The 16,152-nt window shown below is 62.0% G+C and carries 13 protein-coding genes; 5 read left to right on the top strand and 8 right to left on the bottom strand.

The window, feature by feature from the left end; all coding sequences use genetic code 11:
• The gene (locus QU44_RS09870) at positions 1-390 is read right to left on the bottom strand and encodes an L-rhamnose mutarotase (RefSeq protein ID WP_052134626.1); all 390 of its coding nucleotides are present in this window, start codon (positions 388-390) and stop codon (positions 1-3) included.
• 109 nt (positions 391-499) lie between these two features.
• Positions 500-1,153, bottom strand: coding sequence for a TetR/AcrR family transcriptional regulator (locus QU44_RS09865; protein ID WP_052134619.1), 654 nt, complete (start codon positions 1,151-1,153; stop codon positions 500-502).
• A 116-nt stretch (positions 1,154-1,269) separates the two neighbouring features.
• Between QU44_RS09865 and QU44_RS09860 the strand changes: the two genes are divergently transcribed.
• The gene (locus QU44_RS09860; RefSeq protein ID WP_033921944.1) at positions 1,270-3,675 is read left to right on the top strand and encodes a TonB-dependent receptor; all 2,406 of its coding nucleotides are present in this window, start codon (positions 1,270-1,272) and stop codon (positions 3,673-3,675) included.
• Between the two features lie 76 nt (positions 3,676-3,751).
• On the top strand, positions 3,752-5,023 hold the full coding sequence (locus QU44_RS09855; RefSeq protein WP_033921943.1) for a spinster family MFS transporter: 1,272 nt from the start codon (positions 3,752-3,754) through the stop codon (positions 5,021-5,023).
• A 587-nt stretch (positions 5,024-5,610) separates the two neighbouring features.
• On the opposite strand, the gene QU44_RS09850 is transcribed toward QU44_RS09855, so the two are convergent.
• The 6 genes from QU44_RS09850 to QU44_RS09825 are packed head-to-tail and all read right to left on the bottom strand — an operon-like array spanning position 5,611 to position 12,608.
• On the bottom strand, positions 5,611-7,092 hold the full coding sequence (locus QU44_RS09850) for an NDP-hexose 2,3-dehydratase family protein (protein ID WP_052134617.1): 1,482 nt from the start codon (positions 7,090-7,092) through the stop codon (positions 5,611-5,613).
• Entirely contained in the window at positions 7,089-7,517 is a 429-nt protein-coding gene (locus QU44_RS09845; protein ID WP_033921941.1) for a sugar 3,4-ketoisomerase, read from the bottom strand. Before QU44_RS09845 ends, QU44_RS09850 begins: the two co-directional genes overlap by 4 nt.
• Positions 7,514-8,836, bottom strand: a complete 1,323-nt coding sequence (locus tag QU44_RS09840; protein ID WP_269429168.1) for a twitch domain-containing radical SAM protein — start codon at positions 8,834-8,836, stop codon at positions 7,514-7,516. The genes QU44_RS09845 and QU44_RS09840 overlap by 4 nt, the downstream gene beginning before the upstream one ends.
• Positions 8,837-8,841: 5 nt before the next feature.
• Positions 8,842-9,543: a 4'-phosphopantetheinyl transferase family protein gene (locus tag QU44_RS09835; RefSeq protein WP_052134616.1), complete on the bottom strand. Its 702-nt coding sequence runs from the start codon at positions 9,541-9,543 to the stop codon at positions 8,842-8,844.
• Entirely contained in the window at positions 9,540-11,174 is a 1,635-nt protein-coding gene (locus QU44_RS17460) for a B12-binding domain-containing radical SAM protein (RefSeq protein WP_052134614.1), read from the bottom strand. The genes QU44_RS09835 and QU44_RS17460 overlap by 4 nt, the downstream gene beginning before the upstream one ends.
• A gap of 57 nt (positions 11,175-11,231) precedes the next feature.
• On the bottom strand, positions 11,232-12,608 hold the full coding sequence (locus QU44_RS09825) for a B12-binding domain-containing radical SAM protein (protein WP_197054289.1): 1,377 nt from the start codon (positions 12,606-12,608) through the stop codon (positions 11,232-11,234).
• Between the two features lie 601 nt (positions 12,609-13,209).
• On the opposite strand from QU44_RS09825, the gene QU44_RS09820 reads away from it, so the two are divergent.
• The 3 genes from QU44_RS09820 to QU44_RS09810 all read left to right on the top strand — a co-directional run bounded on the left by QU44_RS09820 (position 13,210) and on the right by QU44_RS09810 (position 16,128).
• Positions 13,210-13,521, top strand: coding sequence for a hypothetical protein (locus QU44_RS09820; RefSeq protein ID WP_033921935.1), 312 nt, complete (start codon positions 13,210-13,212; stop codon positions 13,519-13,521).
• A 289-nt stretch (positions 13,522-13,810) separates the two neighbouring features.
• The gene (locus QU44_RS09815) at positions 13,811-14,833 is read left to right on the top strand and encodes a hypothetical protein (RefSeq protein ID WP_033921934.1); all 1,023 of its coding nucleotides are present in this window, start codon (positions 13,811-13,813) and stop codon (positions 14,831-14,833) included.
• A complete protein-coding gene (locus QU44_RS09810) occupies positions 14,833-16,128 on the top strand; it encodes a twitch domain-containing radical SAM protein (RefSeq protein WP_231621692.1) in 1,296 nt (431 codons plus the stop codon). Before QU44_RS09815 ends, QU44_RS09810 begins: the two co-directional genes overlap by 1 nt.
• Positions 16,129-16,152 lie beyond the last annotated feature (24 nt).

Here is a 16,152-nt window from a genome sequence, read left to right as displayed (position 1 = left end):
CTAATCCCCGATATGCTGAATAAGGTCGAAGATGGGCGACGCAGCCACCCACTTCTCGTTCTCGGCCGCGAACGGCAGGCGCTGTTGCAACGTGTCCATCAGCGCTTCCCACGCCTGAACATCGGGGTTCGCGGCATCGGCTGCCGCCTTGGCCACCGGGTCGAACGACGCATCAGTCTCCATCAGCATCACCAGCCGATTGCCGCACCGATAGATCCGCATGTCGCTTATACCGGCAGTACGGATGCTCGCCACCACCGACGCCGGCACCCCGCCGGGCCGATGCGCCTGCTCATAGCGCGCAATCGCCGCCGCTTCGTCCTTCAGGTCGAGCAACAGCACATGCCGCGTGCCGCCTGCATTCGCACTATCGGCGCTGGCATCGCCCATCGACCACTCCCCCACGCAACTTTCGTGCGCCAGCGCCTTCAATCGCGGAAGATTTGCGGGGGTGCAAGATGTTTTTACTGGTAAACAGCTCCGCGTTTTTGTCACCTACTCATCGCCGCTTCGCCGCCGCACTTCCTTTCCGCGTTCCCTGCAGGCCATGTCGCAGGAAATCGGCAACAGTCTCGGCGATGTCCGCCGGGGTGCCGTCCTCGCGCCACACGCCATAGCGAAGCCCCAGAAACACGTTCATGCCCATCACCGCCCAGGCGTGCACTTCGTCCACATCGCTTCGAACTTCGCCGCGCTCCGCCGCTGCCGATAACCGGGCGGCGATGCGTTCCGCCGTTGTCGTGTAGTGCAGGCGGAAGGATTCGGGGTCGACGAACTCGGCCTCGTCGATGATCCGATAGATTTCCTTATGCTCGCGGACAAAGGCGATGAACGCCTCCAGTCCGGCGCTTTCGGCGGCGATGCCATCGGGCGCGGCGCGAACGCTCGGGCCGACATAGTCGCGCACCCGCCCCGACATATCCCGCACCAGCGCCCGGAACACCTCGTCCTTCGAATCGAAATAGGTATAGAAACTGCCCAATGCCACGCCCGCGCGCCGGGTGATCCCGCTGATCGACGCTTCGTGAAAACCGCGTTCCCCGAATTCGAGCGCGGCAGCATCCAGGATCGCGCGCAGCGTCCGTCGGCCGCGTGCCGTGCGTGGTTCTTTGCCCGCACTCGCGCCTTCGACCGTTTCCTCGGCTTCAGACAATGATCATCCCCTCTTCATTCTAAAGTTGAAAACCGGTTCATGTGTCAGTATAACGCCTACCAACAAAGAGGCACAACCCGCAGCGACGGGTGCCCATAGCAAAGAGGGGATACCGCATGGCACGTCTGCATTCGAACACCCGTTTCACGCTCAACATGTCGGCGGCGATACTCGCGCTTTCGGCGGCAACCGCCCAGGCGCAGGAAACCGCCGATACACTAGCCGCAACCCCGGAAGCATCGCGCGACATCAGTGCGCTAGGCGATCAGGACATCATTGTCACCGCTCGCCGCCGCGATGAAAGCCTGCTCGACGTGCCGATCGCGATCACCGCCTATTCGGGCGAAGCGCTGGAGGCGCGCGGTGCGATCGATCTGTCGGACATCGGCGGCACCACGCCGAACGTCACGCTCGAGCCGTCGCGCGGCACCAATTCGACGCTCACCGCCTTTATTCGCGGCGTCGGCCAGCAGGATCCGGTGCCCGGCTTCGAGGCTGGCGTCGGCCTGTATCTCGACGATGTGTACCTCAATCGCCCGCAGGCGGCGCTGCTCGATATTTACGATGTCGAGCGGATCGAGGTGCTGCGCGGGCCGCAGGGCACGCTCTATGGCCGCAACACCATCGGCGGCGCGATCAAATATGTCACGCGCCAGCTTCCCGACGATCTGTCGGTCCGGCTGCGCGGCACCTATGGCAGCTATGACCAGGCCGACGGCGTGGTCAGTATCTCGGCCCCGATCGCGCAAGGTATCCGCATCGGCGTGGCCGGCGCGCGGCTCAGCCGGGGCGGCTTCGGCGATAACCTCACTTTGGGGATCGAAAACTATAACAAGGACATCTGGGCCGGTCGCGGCACGATCGAGTTCGAAACGCCCGACAGCCGCTTGTTCGTGCGGATCGCGGGCGATTACACCCACGACAAATCCAACGCCCGCAACGGCCACCGCCTGATCCCCGGCCTGCAATCGGGCGCGCCGGTACTCGAAAACGAATTCGACACCCGCGCGGGCCTGGCCAACCCAGTCAACGACATCGAAGCCGGCGGGCTGGCGATCAACGTCAACGCGCAATTGTCCGATGCCTTCACCCTGCGCAGCATCAGTGCGTGGCGGCAGGATCGCAGCTTCACCCCGATCGATTTCGACGCCCTGCCCGCCGTCGATGTCGATGTGCCCGCAGTCTATCGCAACGAGCAGATCAGCCAGGAATTCCAGCTGCTGTACGAAAGCGATCGGCTGAACGGTCTGCTCGGCTTCTACTATCTCGATGCCGAGGCTTCGACCAAGTTCGACGTGATCCTCGCCACCACCGGCCCTGCGCTCGGGCTGCCGGTTTCGGCGGGTTTCGGCCAGCAGACCGCGGGCGATGTGCGGACCGACACCTGGTCGGTGTTCGGCGACTTCACCTTCGACGTCACCGACTGGCTCAGCCTGGCGGGCGGCGTCCGCTATACCAGCGACACGCGGCGCTCGGACATTTTCAAGGCGAACCGCCTGGGCGGGGCCGATCCCGCCTTTGGCGGTAACGGCGTCAATCTCGGCGCACCGATCACCGATTTCACCGGCGAGGCGACGTTCAAGAAATGGACCCCGCGCGCCTCGATTTCGATCAAGCCGACCGAGGACATGCTGGCCTATGTCTCCTATGCCAAGGGCTTCAAGGGCGGCGGCTTCGATCCGCGCGGCAGCGCGAACATCGCCCCCAACAGCAATGGCGTCCCGGGCATCCAATATGACGACATCTATAATTTCTTCCTGTTCGATCCCGAAGAGGTCGACAGCTATGAGATCGGCCTGAAAGGATCGCTGTTCGACCGCGCCTTTACCTATCAACTCACCGGCTTTTACGCCGATTATCGCGATGTCCAGGTGCCAGGCTCGGTCGGCGTCGATGCCAATAATGACGGCATTTTCGAAGGGTTCGCCGGCGTTACCACCAACGCCGCCGCCGCGACGTTCAAGGGGTTGGAGGCCGAATTGTTCGCCCGCCTCGCGCGTGGCTTCGCCGGGCCGGGGTCACAGGTCACGCTGGCGGGAACGATGGGCTATATCGACGCCAAATATGACAGCTTCATCGGCCCGACCGGCCAGGATGTCGCGGCGTCGCGCCGTATCCAGAACACCCCCGAATGGACTGCCAGCGGCACGTTGGGCGCGGTCGCGGCGGTCGGGGCGGGCGAACTCAACGCATCGACCACGGTGTCGTATCGCAGCGACGTCACCCAGTTCGAAATCCCCAACCCCTTTCTCGACCAGCCGGGCTATGCGCTGTTCGATGCCAGCATCAACTACAGCTTCGGCCCCGAGCGTGCTTATTCGATCGGGTTGCACGGCAAGAATCTGACCGACGAACGCTATATCAATTCGGGCTATATCTTCGCGGTCGGCAATCCGGTGAACCAGGCACCGGTGCTCACCCCCAGCGGCGGCATCACCCCGGCGCTTGGCCGCGAAGGGGTCGTCACCGCCTTTTACGGCAACCCGCGTCAGCTGTTCGCGACCTTCGCGGTGAAGTTCTGACGCGCCGGGTTCTAAGCATGGTGATGGCCACGCAGCCTCATGGCGGTCGGGTCAACGGCGTGGCACAAGTATCGCCATGACCCAGGCCACCACCCGCCCCGTCACCCCGGCCTATCGCGGGCTCGTGCTCGCGATGCTGTTGCTGGTGTATATCTTCAACTTCCTCGACCGGCAGATTCTCGGCATCCTGGTCCAGCCGATCAAGGCCGATCTGGGGCTCACCGATACCCAGCTTGGCGCGCTTGGCGGCATCGCCTTTGCGATGCTATATTCGACGCTGGCGATCCCGCTGGCGCTGCTCGCCGATCGCACCAGCCGAAGCTGGGTGATCACCGGGTCGCTGGTGGTGTGGAGCGGCTTCACCGCGCTATGCGGCACCGCGACCAGCTTCTGGCAGCTTTTTGCCTATCGCCTTGGCGTCGGGGTCGGCGAAGCCGGCGGGGTTGCCCCCTCCTATGCGATGATCGCCGACTATTTCCCCCCCGAAAGCCGCGCGCGGGCATTGTCGATCTATTCGCTCGGCGTGCCGCTGGGGCTGGCGGGCGGCGCGATCCTGGGCGGGTATATCGCCGCGACCGTCGATTGGCGCACCGCGTTCGTGGTCGTCGGAGTAGCTGGCATCGTGATCGCGCCGATCTTCCGGCTGATCGTGCGCGAGCCGGCGCGCGGCGGGGCGGACGCGGTGGCCCCTACTGCAACCGCGCGCGCGCCGGTAGGCGAAGTATTCGCGATCCTGGCGCGCAAGCCCAGCTTCTGGCTGATGGGCTTTGCCGCCGGGTTCAGTTCGATGTGCGGCTATGGCCTCGCTTTCTGGGTGCCGTCGGTACTGGTCCGCAGCTTCGATTTCGAGTTGTTCGACGCCGCACTCTTCATCGGCACCGTGCTGCTGATCGGCGGATCGACCGGGGTGCTGCTGGGTGGCAGCCTCGCCGATCGCTTTGGCACGCGCGATCATGGTGCCTATGCCAAGCTGCCCGCGATAGCCTGGCTGGTCACCGTGCCCTTCTTCGCCGCCGCACTGCTTGCGCCATCGCCGGTCGTCGCGTGGTTCCTGTTCCTCATCCCCAACGGCCTCAACATCCTGTGGCTGGGTCCGGTGAACACTGCGGTGCAAGGGCTGGTGCCTGCACATATGCGTGCCACCGCCAGCGCGAGTTTCCTGCTGATCAACAATCTGATCGGCCTGGGCCTTGGCTCATGGGTGATGGGGGCGATGTCCGATTCGATGACCGCGCGGTTCGGCGCGGAGGCGCTGCGCTATTCGACCGTCGCGGCATTGGGCTTTTACCTGATCGCAGCGGGGCTGATGCTGATGGCGGTACGACCGCTTCGCCGCGACTGGGCGTAGTCATTCAGGGGCATCGACGAAGCCCACAACGCTCCTGGCATGCCATAGGCGTTGACTATCGCTTATGGGCCAGCCTTTCTATTTGAGTTATGATGCGCCACGGCGTAATTTTTGTACATCGAAGCCGCAAGCGACATGGTCGCCAGCGGCCGACGGAGCCTCGCAACGTGTTCGCCCCTCCCCCCCGGGACCATCGAACCGCGAGGCTCCTTTTTTTTCCTGCACATTCCTTCGGCATTCGGACCCCAATCGCCGGCGCGGCACCGGGCACGGCGCGCATAACGCAAATTTCCCGCGTTCAGGATCCTTGAACCAATCGGCCCCAGCATGCGTGATACCGAATACCTCGCGCTGATCGATAGATGCTCGCTATCGAATCCGCCTCCGGCTTTCTATTGGGCTTATATCAACAGCTACGGTATCCCAACAACATCGGCTGCGTGCTCCCTCTACGTGCCGACCATAGGTGGAGCCTCGCCATGTCCGCCCCACCCCGCGGGACCAAGCCCGAGAGGCGGACAGCGAGGCTCCATTTTTGACGTAGCCTCGCCCCGATGTTGCATCAGGGCCTGGCGCGGTAGCAGAGGTCAGCCCGACATCGCCAGATCAGCAGGTTCAGCGCGCCATTCGATCGGCGCTGCGATCGGGTCGGGGCAGAAATCCAGGCACGCCAGCAGGTTTCGCGCTTCCATATTGACCATGCCGAAATGGTTGAATGCGGCAAGCTGTCCAAGCGTCATCCAGCGCGCATCGTCCTGCGCCACCGGCATATCGCCACTGGGCACCTCCAGAATCAGGTAACGACTACGATAATGGCTCAGCCGCCCGCCTTCTTCGGACTGGATCGAATTATGGCGCACGCTTTCAGGGGAAGGGTCAACGAACAGCGCCGCGATCGGATCGGACGCAACTGCCCCAGTCGATCCCGCCGAAACGCACAGCGTCGGCCCTAATTCGAACGATGTATCGCCACCCGGCGGCAGGCAGGCACGGACCAGCAAATGCATCACGCCCTTGATCCGGCTGCAAAGGAAACCGACCGTGCCGATGCCGACATGATGGATCATCGGCTGCGACCAGCTACGCACCTCCCGCCCCCCCGCGGTCACCGAAACCGCGATCACCGAAAAATCATGGGTGCCGCGATCGGATGTGATTTCGGTGTCATTGCAGCGCCAGCCCTCCAACTGATCGAGTGGACGGCGATAGGTTCTGAAATGATTGCGCGCCCGCAACGATGCCAGCCAGTTCAACAATTCACCGGTCGTGTGCTGGTGCCTGTCCTGCTGGTAAAGCGAGACGATCAGCGCCCCCTCGAACGTGTGTTCCTCCGGCATCGACATGCGCGGTCGACCCGCCCAAGGCGATAGTGGTAGGCAAGACAGCACCGATCGAGTCGACATATTGATCAGATTGTCCTGCCGCATCAACTGCTTGATCTGGCCCAGCGTCAGCCAGCAAAAGCCGTCTTGGTCGAACGGGTCGGTTTCGGCATCGACTTCGACAATCACGTTGCGGTTGCGCTTGCGCAAGAACCGATGACCATGCTCGCCAAGCAGCCGATCGGCGAGCACCCGTCCTTTTCCTTGTGTCTGGAAATAGGCGTGGAAGGGCGGGGCCTGGCCGTTATGCACTTGCAGGTAATTGCTGCGCGTCGCCTGCTCGGTCGGGGAAAGCTGGATGCCGTTGATGTTGCCGGGCTCGACCTTGGCTTGCAGCAGAAAATGGAGCACGCCGTTCAGGCGTTGCGCGATGATGCCCAGATTGCCGATCTCGGGCTGGCGGATGATCGGCTGTTCCCACGCCGCACATGCGCCAAACTCGCTTTCAACGCGAATACCCTCCATTTCAAAGAACTTGCCCGAAACATGCGCCAACCGCACCGGATTGGGCAGCCACCGCCATTGATCGAGCGCGTCGAAGGGTATGCGCTTCGTCTCCAGCTTCAGCCGCTGCGACTGCCGCTCAATCCACCCGGGCAGTGTGGCCAGTGGCTGGATCGCGCTATCGCTGGTGAGTGCCGAGCGCAGGATGGCTTCCTCGTCCTGCCGTGCGCGGTCGCCGCTCATTGGCCGATCGCCGCCAGATAATCGGGCCAGGAGCGGATCGATCGCGCACCGTCATAATGGGTACTCGCCATCACCAATACGCGGGTATCGGGCAGGAAGCCGGTCATCGTGATGAACAGCATCGGCCCGAACAACAGCCCGCGCGTTGGCCGGTTCAGACGATAGGTCCGCCGGCTGCTGCCATCGGACAGGCTCAGGTCGAACCCGCCGGCCACTGCTGTGACCAATTGATGGGTATCGCGGTGCGCATGCCCCCCTCGATCGGCCACGATGTCGTGCAGCACATAGACCCGCCTGACGTCGAACGGCACATCCTGGCCGCTTTCGACCGCGGTCAATGTTCCGCGTGGATCGCCATGCGATGGCAGGTCGAGCCAGCGGACCTCGTCCAGATGCCCTGCGGGCGAGATTGTACGCTGGTTCATCGGACAGGTTCCTCGGCAAAAGCGACGTCGAAAATCGGTGCAAGTTCGGGCAGCGCGACGTGCACGTTCTCCCCACGACGGTCGTCAAGTACTCGCGTCCAGCGCCGAAACTCGTCGAGCAGATCGCCGCGATCGGCACCGTTCATATGCTCGATAATCGCCTCGATGGTGGAGACGAGATCGCCGGACTCGTCGCTGCTCCATTGACCGGGCCACCCGGTGCGAACCCGATCAGCCAATCGCCGCAACCGCTGGGTCGCCTCCTGCTTCAGCGGCGCTGGCAGCACGCGGATGCCCAGATGCTCGGGATAATATAACAGGCTTAAATTAGGGCGGCCGAACTGCGGCAATTGTTCGGCGACATAGCTGACAGTCTCGTCGATCCTCAGAATGTTATAGGCCTGCACCGTTACGTTCACACGCGGCTTACGACAGCCAATCTGCGCTGCCTTGCCGTTCAACAGGCGCAAATTGGTATCCAGCCGCGGCCAGTTGAGATTATTGCGGATATACTCGCCCGCCGTTTCGATGGCATCGAGCGACACCAGAAAGCTGACCCGGCGAAATTGCTGCCACAATGGGAAAAGCAACACCGGCAGCGTTGTCAGATTGGTGATGTAAAACAGGTCGATCCCCGGTGCGAGCCCGCGGTCGACCAGCCCCCGCAACAACAGCTTCATCTCCGGGATCAACAGCGGTTCGCCCCCGGAAAACTGAATCCGTTGCGCGCCCGCCGAACATGCCGCGAACAGGTCCAGAAACGCGGGGGAGGACATCCAGTCCTCGGGACCGATCTGCGCCGCCAGTCGCGGATCATCGGGTTCGATCGCATATAGCGCCGCATAATCGGCCCGCGTCGCCCGGCTAGAGACCGGCGAACACATTCGACATTTCAGATTGCAGCGATTGCCCAGCCGAATGTCGAGGCTGCGGATCAGATCGGGCGACGATTCACCATCGGCTCCGGTTGCCGCAAGCGCTTCGGCGATATGGTTGCCGAACGTCTCGTTCGACATCTGGCGCTCGCTGCGAATCCCCAGATCCTCGTCGCGAAAACACCGCGCGCAGGCCGCCGGCCGCTCGCCGTGCAGCATCTCGCGCCGGATCGTCCGCATGAACGGCGAATTCCAACTCTCCTCAAGCGGTACGCCGTCATAGGCGGTAATCGGTGCGCCATCGGCATCGCGGTTGACCATTGCTGGGTTTTCCAGCGCCATGCAGCACGGTCGCATCGTGCCATTCTCGCCCACGAACAAATGCATCCACGGCAAGACACACCAGCTCGCGGACGGTATTGCTGCATCCGGGTCAGAAACCATCGCGGTCACTGCAAGTTCTCGGGCCGGCAGGTCCGGCATGTCAACGCCAGCGGCGATGCGTGCGGCGGGGCATCGCGCAGCGCCACCGCCGCCCAATGGACAGGTGACGGCTTCAGTTGGGCAAAGCGCCAGGCTTGCCCATCGCCGCCGGTTTCCAGTTTCACCGGATCGAGCGCGAATTGAAAACTGTCGAGCGGTCGCCGCAAGCCCTCGCCCGTCGCCTTCACAAACGCTTCCTTGAGCGTCCATAATCGGACGAACGCCCCGTCCCCCTGTTCTCGCACCGTTCGTGCCTCGGCAGGCGTGAAGAAACGCTCGGCAATGGCGTGAGAATCCGCCCGGCCGCGATCGGGCTCGACATCCATGCCGACAATGCCCGAACCGCTCACCGCACAGGCAACCAGGTCGTCGGTATGCGACAGCGAAAAGCTGATCCGCCCCGTATCGATCAATTCAGGGCGCCCTAGTTGGTGGCGGTCGAACTGCAGCAAAGCCGGTTTGCGACCCAGCAGTTTGCCCAGCATCACTCGAACCAGCGCGTGGCTGGCGATGAATGCCCGGCGATGTTGCGGAAAGACAAACCGCGACGCCCGCGCGCGCTCCTGATCGTCGAGCAAACGCGACCACCGGTCTAGCCAGTGATCGCAGTCCGCCCCCACCGACATCGACCAGAACGCCGTCGCGCCGCGCGGCAACGCTGCGCTCACGCCAGAACCGGAACGGCAATCGACTCGGCGACGACCGGCTCGATTTCCAGCGGAACATAACCACCATTTGCCTCCAGCCGACGCTCGATCGCAACCTGCCGGGTCAGCATCTTTCGCATGTTGGGCATTTGCGCCGCGTGATAGGCCTGAATCATCGTCTCGGCAGCGATCTCCCAGACATAGGCAGGGGCCTTGGCACGCACATGCGACAGGATGCGATCGATCGCCCCCGCATCCGCCTCGGGCAGTTGGCGCATCGTCGCCTGCAACTGGGGCACGACGCGATCGAGCCGGTCGTCTGCGCCGCGGTCGGGCAGGTTGGTGAAATTGTCGATGAACCCGATCGTGCGCGGTTCGAAATTTCGCCAGTTCCACACCTGCTCCTGCAGCGCGAGAAACCCTTCATACAGCTCCGAGCGGCGCATCTTGTTGAACAGCAGGTTGGTTGGCAGCGTCAGCGAGCGAAGCTCTTCGCGCGAATAGGTTTTATCCATGTCGATCAGGCGGCCATCGGCACCTAGGCGATCATACAGATCGGTGCCGTCCAGCGCGCGCAGGATGTTGAGCCGCGGAATCGGGATCAACGCTTCCTGAATGAACTTGGCCTGGTCGTCGAACACGCCGATGCCGTCATTGTCGAACCCGACGATCAACGAGCCGGTGATCCCGATCCCATAGGAAGCAATGGTACGGCATTTGGCGATCATGTCGCCGCGCAGATTTTGCCGCTTGCGCGTTTCCTTGAGCGAATCCTCGTTGGTCGACTCAAGTCCGATCAATACGCGGGTGAAATTGGCCTGCGCCAGCAGCGCCATCATTTCGGTGTCCTGCGCCAGTGTCAGCGTCAGTTCGGCCATGAACGACATCGGATAGCGAAACTGTCGGTTCATCGGCGCGAGTGCGCGCAGCACCTCTTTGGCGTATTTCGGTGCGCCGATGAAATTGTCGGTGGCCAGATAGATCCGCTTCATGCCGATCCGCTCCAGCGTCCGGATTTCGTCCAGCACCTGCGGCACCGGCTTGGTCCGCATCTTGCGCCCGAATTTCTTCCACACGTCGCAAAATTCGCAGTCGAACGGGCAGCCGCGGCTGGTTTCCACCGATCCGCTTTTATAGCTGTCGGGCATGATCGCGGCGATGCTGTCCCAGCGCGGGGGCGGAGCGTCGCCAATCTCCGCCGTCAATGGCGCGCGATAGATCGACAGCACCCGTCCGGCGTCGAAATCGTCCAGAAAGCGCGGCCAGGTCGCCTCGGCCTCGCCGACGATGATCGCGTCGGCATGGTCCTTGCCCTTATGCGGGGCCGCGGTGATGCCCGCTCCGCCCAGAACAACGGGGATGCCGCGCGCGCGAAAGGCGTCCGCCACGATCAGCCCGCGACTGAGATGGTCCGAATAGCCGGTGATTCCCACCAGATCATACCCGGCATCCAGGTTGCGTTCGGCCGGCCCTTGCACCGCCTCGTCCCACAATTGCACGTCATAGCGATCTGGCGTCAGTCCGGCGACGGTGGCGATGCTCAGCGGGGCGACATAGGCCGGCTGGTGCTTGATGTTCTTGGCGTAGCGGTCGATCCAGTCGATGCTTTCCAGCTCGGTGCCGGGCGAAACCAGCAGGATTTTCTTTTTCACCAAATTCGCCTCCTAGGTCTGATGCGCGGGGCCGCCCGCGACGGGGGTGGCAAGCTTTCACACCAGTTCGAGCACGACCTGATCCTGGATTTCGCGGCGCATGATCGGGACGCGCCGCGCTTCAAACACGTGCCGGAAACACAGCCGCGCGACGGTTTCGAGCATGTACGGCTTTTCCGCCTCGGTCCGATCGAGGATGCGGTGGATCGCCGCGCTGGCTTCGGCGGAGAACGAATCGGTGCAGGTCCGCAAATAATTTGCCGTCCCCTTGGACGGCGCGCTCCACGAAACCTGCGGCTGACGGCTTACGCCGTCGACAAAGCCGTTCACCCTCTCCTCGAAATTCTCCCAGGCAAAGATTTTCTCGACCAACCACAGATAGCCGTTCATCAACTCCTCGCGAGTCATGCCGACGGGCAGAATGTTGGTATGCACGGCGGCGTCGAGATATTCCTGCGACCCGCCGCTGTGCGGCATGGCAACGTCGATCACCCGCCCCACGGCGTGCAGCCGGTCGTATAATTCGGTGCCGGCGATAGCCTTGAGCATGTGCATCTTGGGCAACGGGATTTGCGCTGCCTGCAGGAACTCGAACTGTTCCTGGAAGATTGTGGGGGTATCGTGATCGAACCCGACGATGATCGACCCATCGACCGGCACGCCATAGGACTGAATCCGGCGAACGGTGAGCACCAGGTCTTCGCGCAAATTCTGGCGCTTTCGGGTTTCCTTCAGGCTGGCGACATTCGGTGTCTCGATACCGATCAACAGCCCCGAAAAATTGGCGTCCGCCAGCAGCGCCAGCATTTCGGGGTCGCGGGCGATCGTAATGTCCAGTTCGGCCGAATATAGCAGCGGCTGGTCCAGCTTCTGGTTCTCGTCGATCACGCGGCGCAGTAGTTCCTTGGCGTATTTCGGCGTCCCGACGAAGTTATCCGAGCAAAACAGAATGCTGCGTAGGCCAAGCTGCTGCAACGTGCGAACCTCGTCGATCACCAGGTCGATCGGCTTGGTTCGCATCTTGCGCCCAAAGGTCTGCCAAACTCCGCAAAATTCACAATTGAACGGGCAGCCCCGCGACACCTGAACCCCGCCGGTGACATAAAACGGGATGTCCTGCGCCAGCGACTCCCAACGGGGTTTGGGCGCGTTCGCCAGATCGGGCAGCACGGCATCCTGGTACAGTTTCGCATGCGTGCCGGAGCGATATTCCTCGATAAATCGCGGCCAGGTCGCCTCGGCTTCACCCAGGAAAAGCACGTCGAAATCCGACTTGCATTTGTCGGGTGCGGCGGTGACCCCGGGGCCGCCGATCACGACCATCCGGCCCTTGGCCCGCGCAACCCGGGCGATGGCGCGGGCGCGGCGCAGATGCGCGGAAAACGCCGTCACCCCAACCAGATCGCATGTCTCGAGCAGGGGGCTATCGTCCACCGGGCCATGCATATGTTCATCCCAAATATGCACATCGATATCGTCGGGCGTCAGTCCCGCGATCGTCGCCAAAGGCAGTGGTGTAATGAAAGCCTTCCGGTTCAGCAGCTTTGGCAACTCGTCATATGTCCAGGCCGATATTTCGTGATCGTTGGCTGCACAGACGAGAAGGATCGATCGAAGTCTGTTCATACAGAATTCCGCCCTATCGACGAATCGCACCCCTACGGAAATCGCGCAGGCACGATTGGTTTATCCAATCTATAGTCATCATTTAAGTTTAAATGCTCTTTAACCAATACGCAAATAACGAACTCTCCGTATTGCTATGCTGCAATACGACATAGCCGAAGATTACTGTCATACCAGCCGAGATCGGTTACAGGTACAAGACAATAAAACTATATACTAGTCCATTCTGGGGAGAACACATAGTGAATCTCGGGATACATCCGTGTCGGATGATATTCCATGCAGTTTATGTCAAAAAATAATAGCTCCGACTTACATGGCGTGATAACTTTGTCAGTAAGGAACATGCGATTTTGTGTTGCGTAAACATGGCTGCGAGTCGTAGCCGGTTATCTTCAGGAGATTTGCCATGAAATACATGATCACGATTCCCGCCAAGGGACTGCTCGCCTCGTTGCCGGTTGAAGCCGTTAGCGAATTCAAGTCAAAGATTCAGGAATCAATCTCAAATGGTCGAATCGTCAGCGCACATTCAAAGGTGGGTGGTGGACTAGTCATCATCACCGATATTGAATCGCATGGCCACTTGATCGCCGAACTGCGCAAGCACCAAATCATGGATGCAACGGTCGAGCCTCTGGTCGATTTCGTAGAAGTACTTGGTGGTTATGTCGAATCGAAGACCACTGGCGTTGTCGGTATGGCTCTGGCATCCGCATGATTTGCTAAAGCCATGATTTAAAATTGGGATGATCTGAGGTAGCGCGCCCACCTTTGCACATGCGGCATAGGGGTGCGCTACTTTCCTGCGGGAGATTTCCCTACTGATAGCGCCATCAGTGCGGATGGACCTGCCGTCTCGACCTTGGGGCCGTCCCGACCTTGTGAGTGCCGCCATGACTGCAGACGCCACCGATAGGGTAAACGCCCCAATTTCGTCTCCGGCATCCACTCCGGCTACAATCTCATCGTCTTTGAACGTGCCTTCTTTGTCTGCACGGGCTTCGCTGATGCCCTCCATTCCATCGGTGCTGCATCGAACCCTCTGGGGGGTTGCCGCCTATTTCAATCCGACGCGAAACCCCTGGCTGCCGCAGAATCTAATGCTGTTCGCCCAGCGTGTGCGCGCGCAGGGACTGAAGCTGGCAATCATCGAATTGGCGCATGACCGCACCGGCGTTGACGGTGCAGAAGCCGATACTGATGGCGAATTCGAGATCGACGCATCGGTCTGCGACCTGTTGTTGCAACGGCGATGCGATGTGACGCTCTGGCAAAAGGAGCGCCTGCTCAACCTCGCGATCGCCGCGCTGCCCGCCGCCTGCGACAAGGTCGTCTGGCTCGACGGCGATATTCTGTTCGAAAATCCCGACTGGGTCGGCCAGACTGCAAGCCTGCTGGATCGCCACCCCGTCGTCCAGCCGTTTGACCGCGCTGTCTGGCTTACCCCCGATACGGTCACGCCCCCTGAACATCCGCCGCGCGGCCTGGGCGAGGGATGCGAGATGCCGGGCATGGCCGCTACGATGGCGAGCGGCGGCGAGCGGCAACGATTGCTTGCCGACTATTTCAATCATGGCCACCCGGGGTTCGCCTGGGCCGCGCGGCGCACGATCCTGGCCAAGCATCCTCTGTATGACCGACATATATTGGGCGGCGGTGACGTGACGATCGCACATGCCATTTTCGGCGACCGCGACTATTGGCGCGGCCTCAACATGGCTTGTCGCGACATGACCGCCGCCGAAATCGCAGCGATGGGGAGCTGGGGCCGGGCGTTTCACGGCGCCATCGACGGCAGCATCGGCTATGTGCCCGGCAGGGTCCGCCATCTCTGGCATGGCCCGCTGGCACAGCGCGGCTATCGCGACCGCTGGAAAATCCTGCGGCAGGCCGACTATGACCCCTTGCGCGATGTCGCGGTCGACGCTGACCGGCAATGCCTGCGCTGGGCAAGCGACAAGCCGGTGCTCCACCGTCAGGTAGCCGGTTATTTTCAACAGCGCAGTGCTGTGGCCGCGGTCGCGGCATGATGGCGACGGGCGACACGCACACCAGCTTTTGCGTCTTGCCGTGGATTCATCTGTTTGCCGACGAAGCCGGGGTGATGTCGCCCTGCTGTCGCACGGTCAGCACCGGCGAAACCAACATCGATGGCGACACCGGCCAGGCACGTCGGGTGGATCATCCAGGAGGCATCCTGGCCGGAATGAACACGCCGGCAATGGCGGCGCTGCGTGTCCAGATGCTGGCCGGCGACCGGCCCGCTGCCTGCGCTCGCTGCTATATGGTCGAGGATGTGGGCATCCGCAGCCACCGGCAGGACCAGAACGCGCGCTGGGCGAAGGACATTCCGGCGATGCTTGCCGCCACCCACGTCGATGGCACGGCGGACATCGTCCTGAAAACCGCAGATCTACGCCTTGGCAATGTCTGCAATCTGCGTTGCCGGATGTGCTCGCCTCAGTCGAGCCGACTGCTGATCCCCGAATTCGCGACCTATCACGACGTGCCGCGCGGCCATGCGTATTTCGATCGCTTCCGGCGGATCGACTGGTTTGAAAAGCCCGATTTCTGGGCCGAACTCGAACGCGCGGCCCCCTCACTCGAATCGATCAACCTGGCGGGCGGCGAGCCGTTTCTGATCGGTCAGATGTTCGATTTCCTCGAACGGATGATCGAAATCGGCGCAGCGGGCCGGATGACCATCAGCTACAACACCAACCTCACGCTGATCCCTGAGCGGGTCAAGCAATTGTGGCCGGCCTTCAAGGCGATCCGCGTGACGGTAAGCCTCGACGGGCATGGCGCGGTAAACGACTATATTCGTGCGCCTTCGCGATGGCCGGTGATCGCAGAAAATCTCCGCTATCTCGATACCAATGCCGATGCGCTCAATCTGCGCGCCGGGCTTGCCACCAACACAGCGGTACAATTGCTCAACGTCTTCGCGCTCGAACCGCTGCTGGCATTCCTGCTGTCCGAACTGACGATCAACGACTGCCCCAACCTTTCGATCGTCACCCATCCCGAGCATCTCGACGTTCGGGTGCTGCCGCCGCGGCTGAAGGCGCAGGCGGCGGCGCAGCTTGGCGATCTGGCCCGACGGGTCGCGGCTGGCTGGCCGCACGCGGCACCGCGCCGCGATACCACCACGCTGGTCGCAGCGTTGACCGGCATCGTCGACCATATGCTCGCCGCCGATCATTCGCACCGGCTGCCCGAATTTCTGCGCTGGACCCAGACGATGGACGATGCCCGCGGCGAGAGCCTGGCATCGGCGATCCCGCAACTGATGCCCTTGTTGGCGACATCGGTTGCCGCCTGAGCGGCGCGAAGCAGTTTGTTGAGA

The organism is Sphingomonas sp. 37zxx (assembly GCF_000786205.1).
GTDB lineage: Bacteria > Pseudomonadota > Alphaproteobacteria > Sphingomonadales > Sphingomonadaceae > Sphingomonas.
Note: the sequence above shows the minus strand (reverse complement) of the source record. Positions and strands in the feature narration are given on the sequence as shown.

Bases quoted from the DNA above. Each gene is read 5' to 3' on its own strand.
- QU44_RS09850 (WP_052134617.1), bottom strand. From the start codon at position 7,092: ATGAGCGGCGACCGCGCACGGCAGGACGAGGAAGCCATCCTGCGCTCG.
- QU44_RS09840 (WP_269429168.1), bottom strand. From the start codon at position 8,836: ATGGTTTCTGACCCGGATGCAGCAATACCGTCCGCGAGCTGGTGTGTC.
- QU44_RS09860 (WP_033921944.1), top strand. From the start codon at position 1,270: ATGGCACGTCTGCATTCGAACACCCGTTTCACGCTCAACATGTCGGCG.
- QU44_RS09810 (WP_231621692.1), top strand. From the start codon at position 14,833: ATGGCGACGGGCGACACGCACACCAGCTTTTGCGTCTTGCCGTGGATT.
- QU44_RS09855 (WP_033921943.1), top strand. From the start codon at position 3,752: ATGACCCAGGCCACCACCCGCCCCGTCACCCCGGCCTATCGCGGGCTC.
- QU44_RS09815 (WP_033921934.1), top strand. From the start codon at position 13,811: ATGCCCTCCATTCCATCGGTGCTGCATCGAACCCTCTGGGGGGTTGCC.
- QU44_RS09845 (WP_033921941.1), bottom strand. From the start codon at position 7,517: ATGAACCAGCGTACAATCTCGCCCGCAGGGCATCTGGACGAGGTCCGC.
- QU44_RS09820 (WP_033921935.1), top strand. From the start codon at position 13,210: ATGAAATACATGATCACGATTCCCGCCAAGGGACTGCTCGCCTCGTTG.
- QU44_RS09870 (WP_052134626.1), bottom strand. From the start codon at position 390: ATGGGCGATGCCAGCGCCGATAGTGCGAATGCAGGCGGCACGCGGCAT.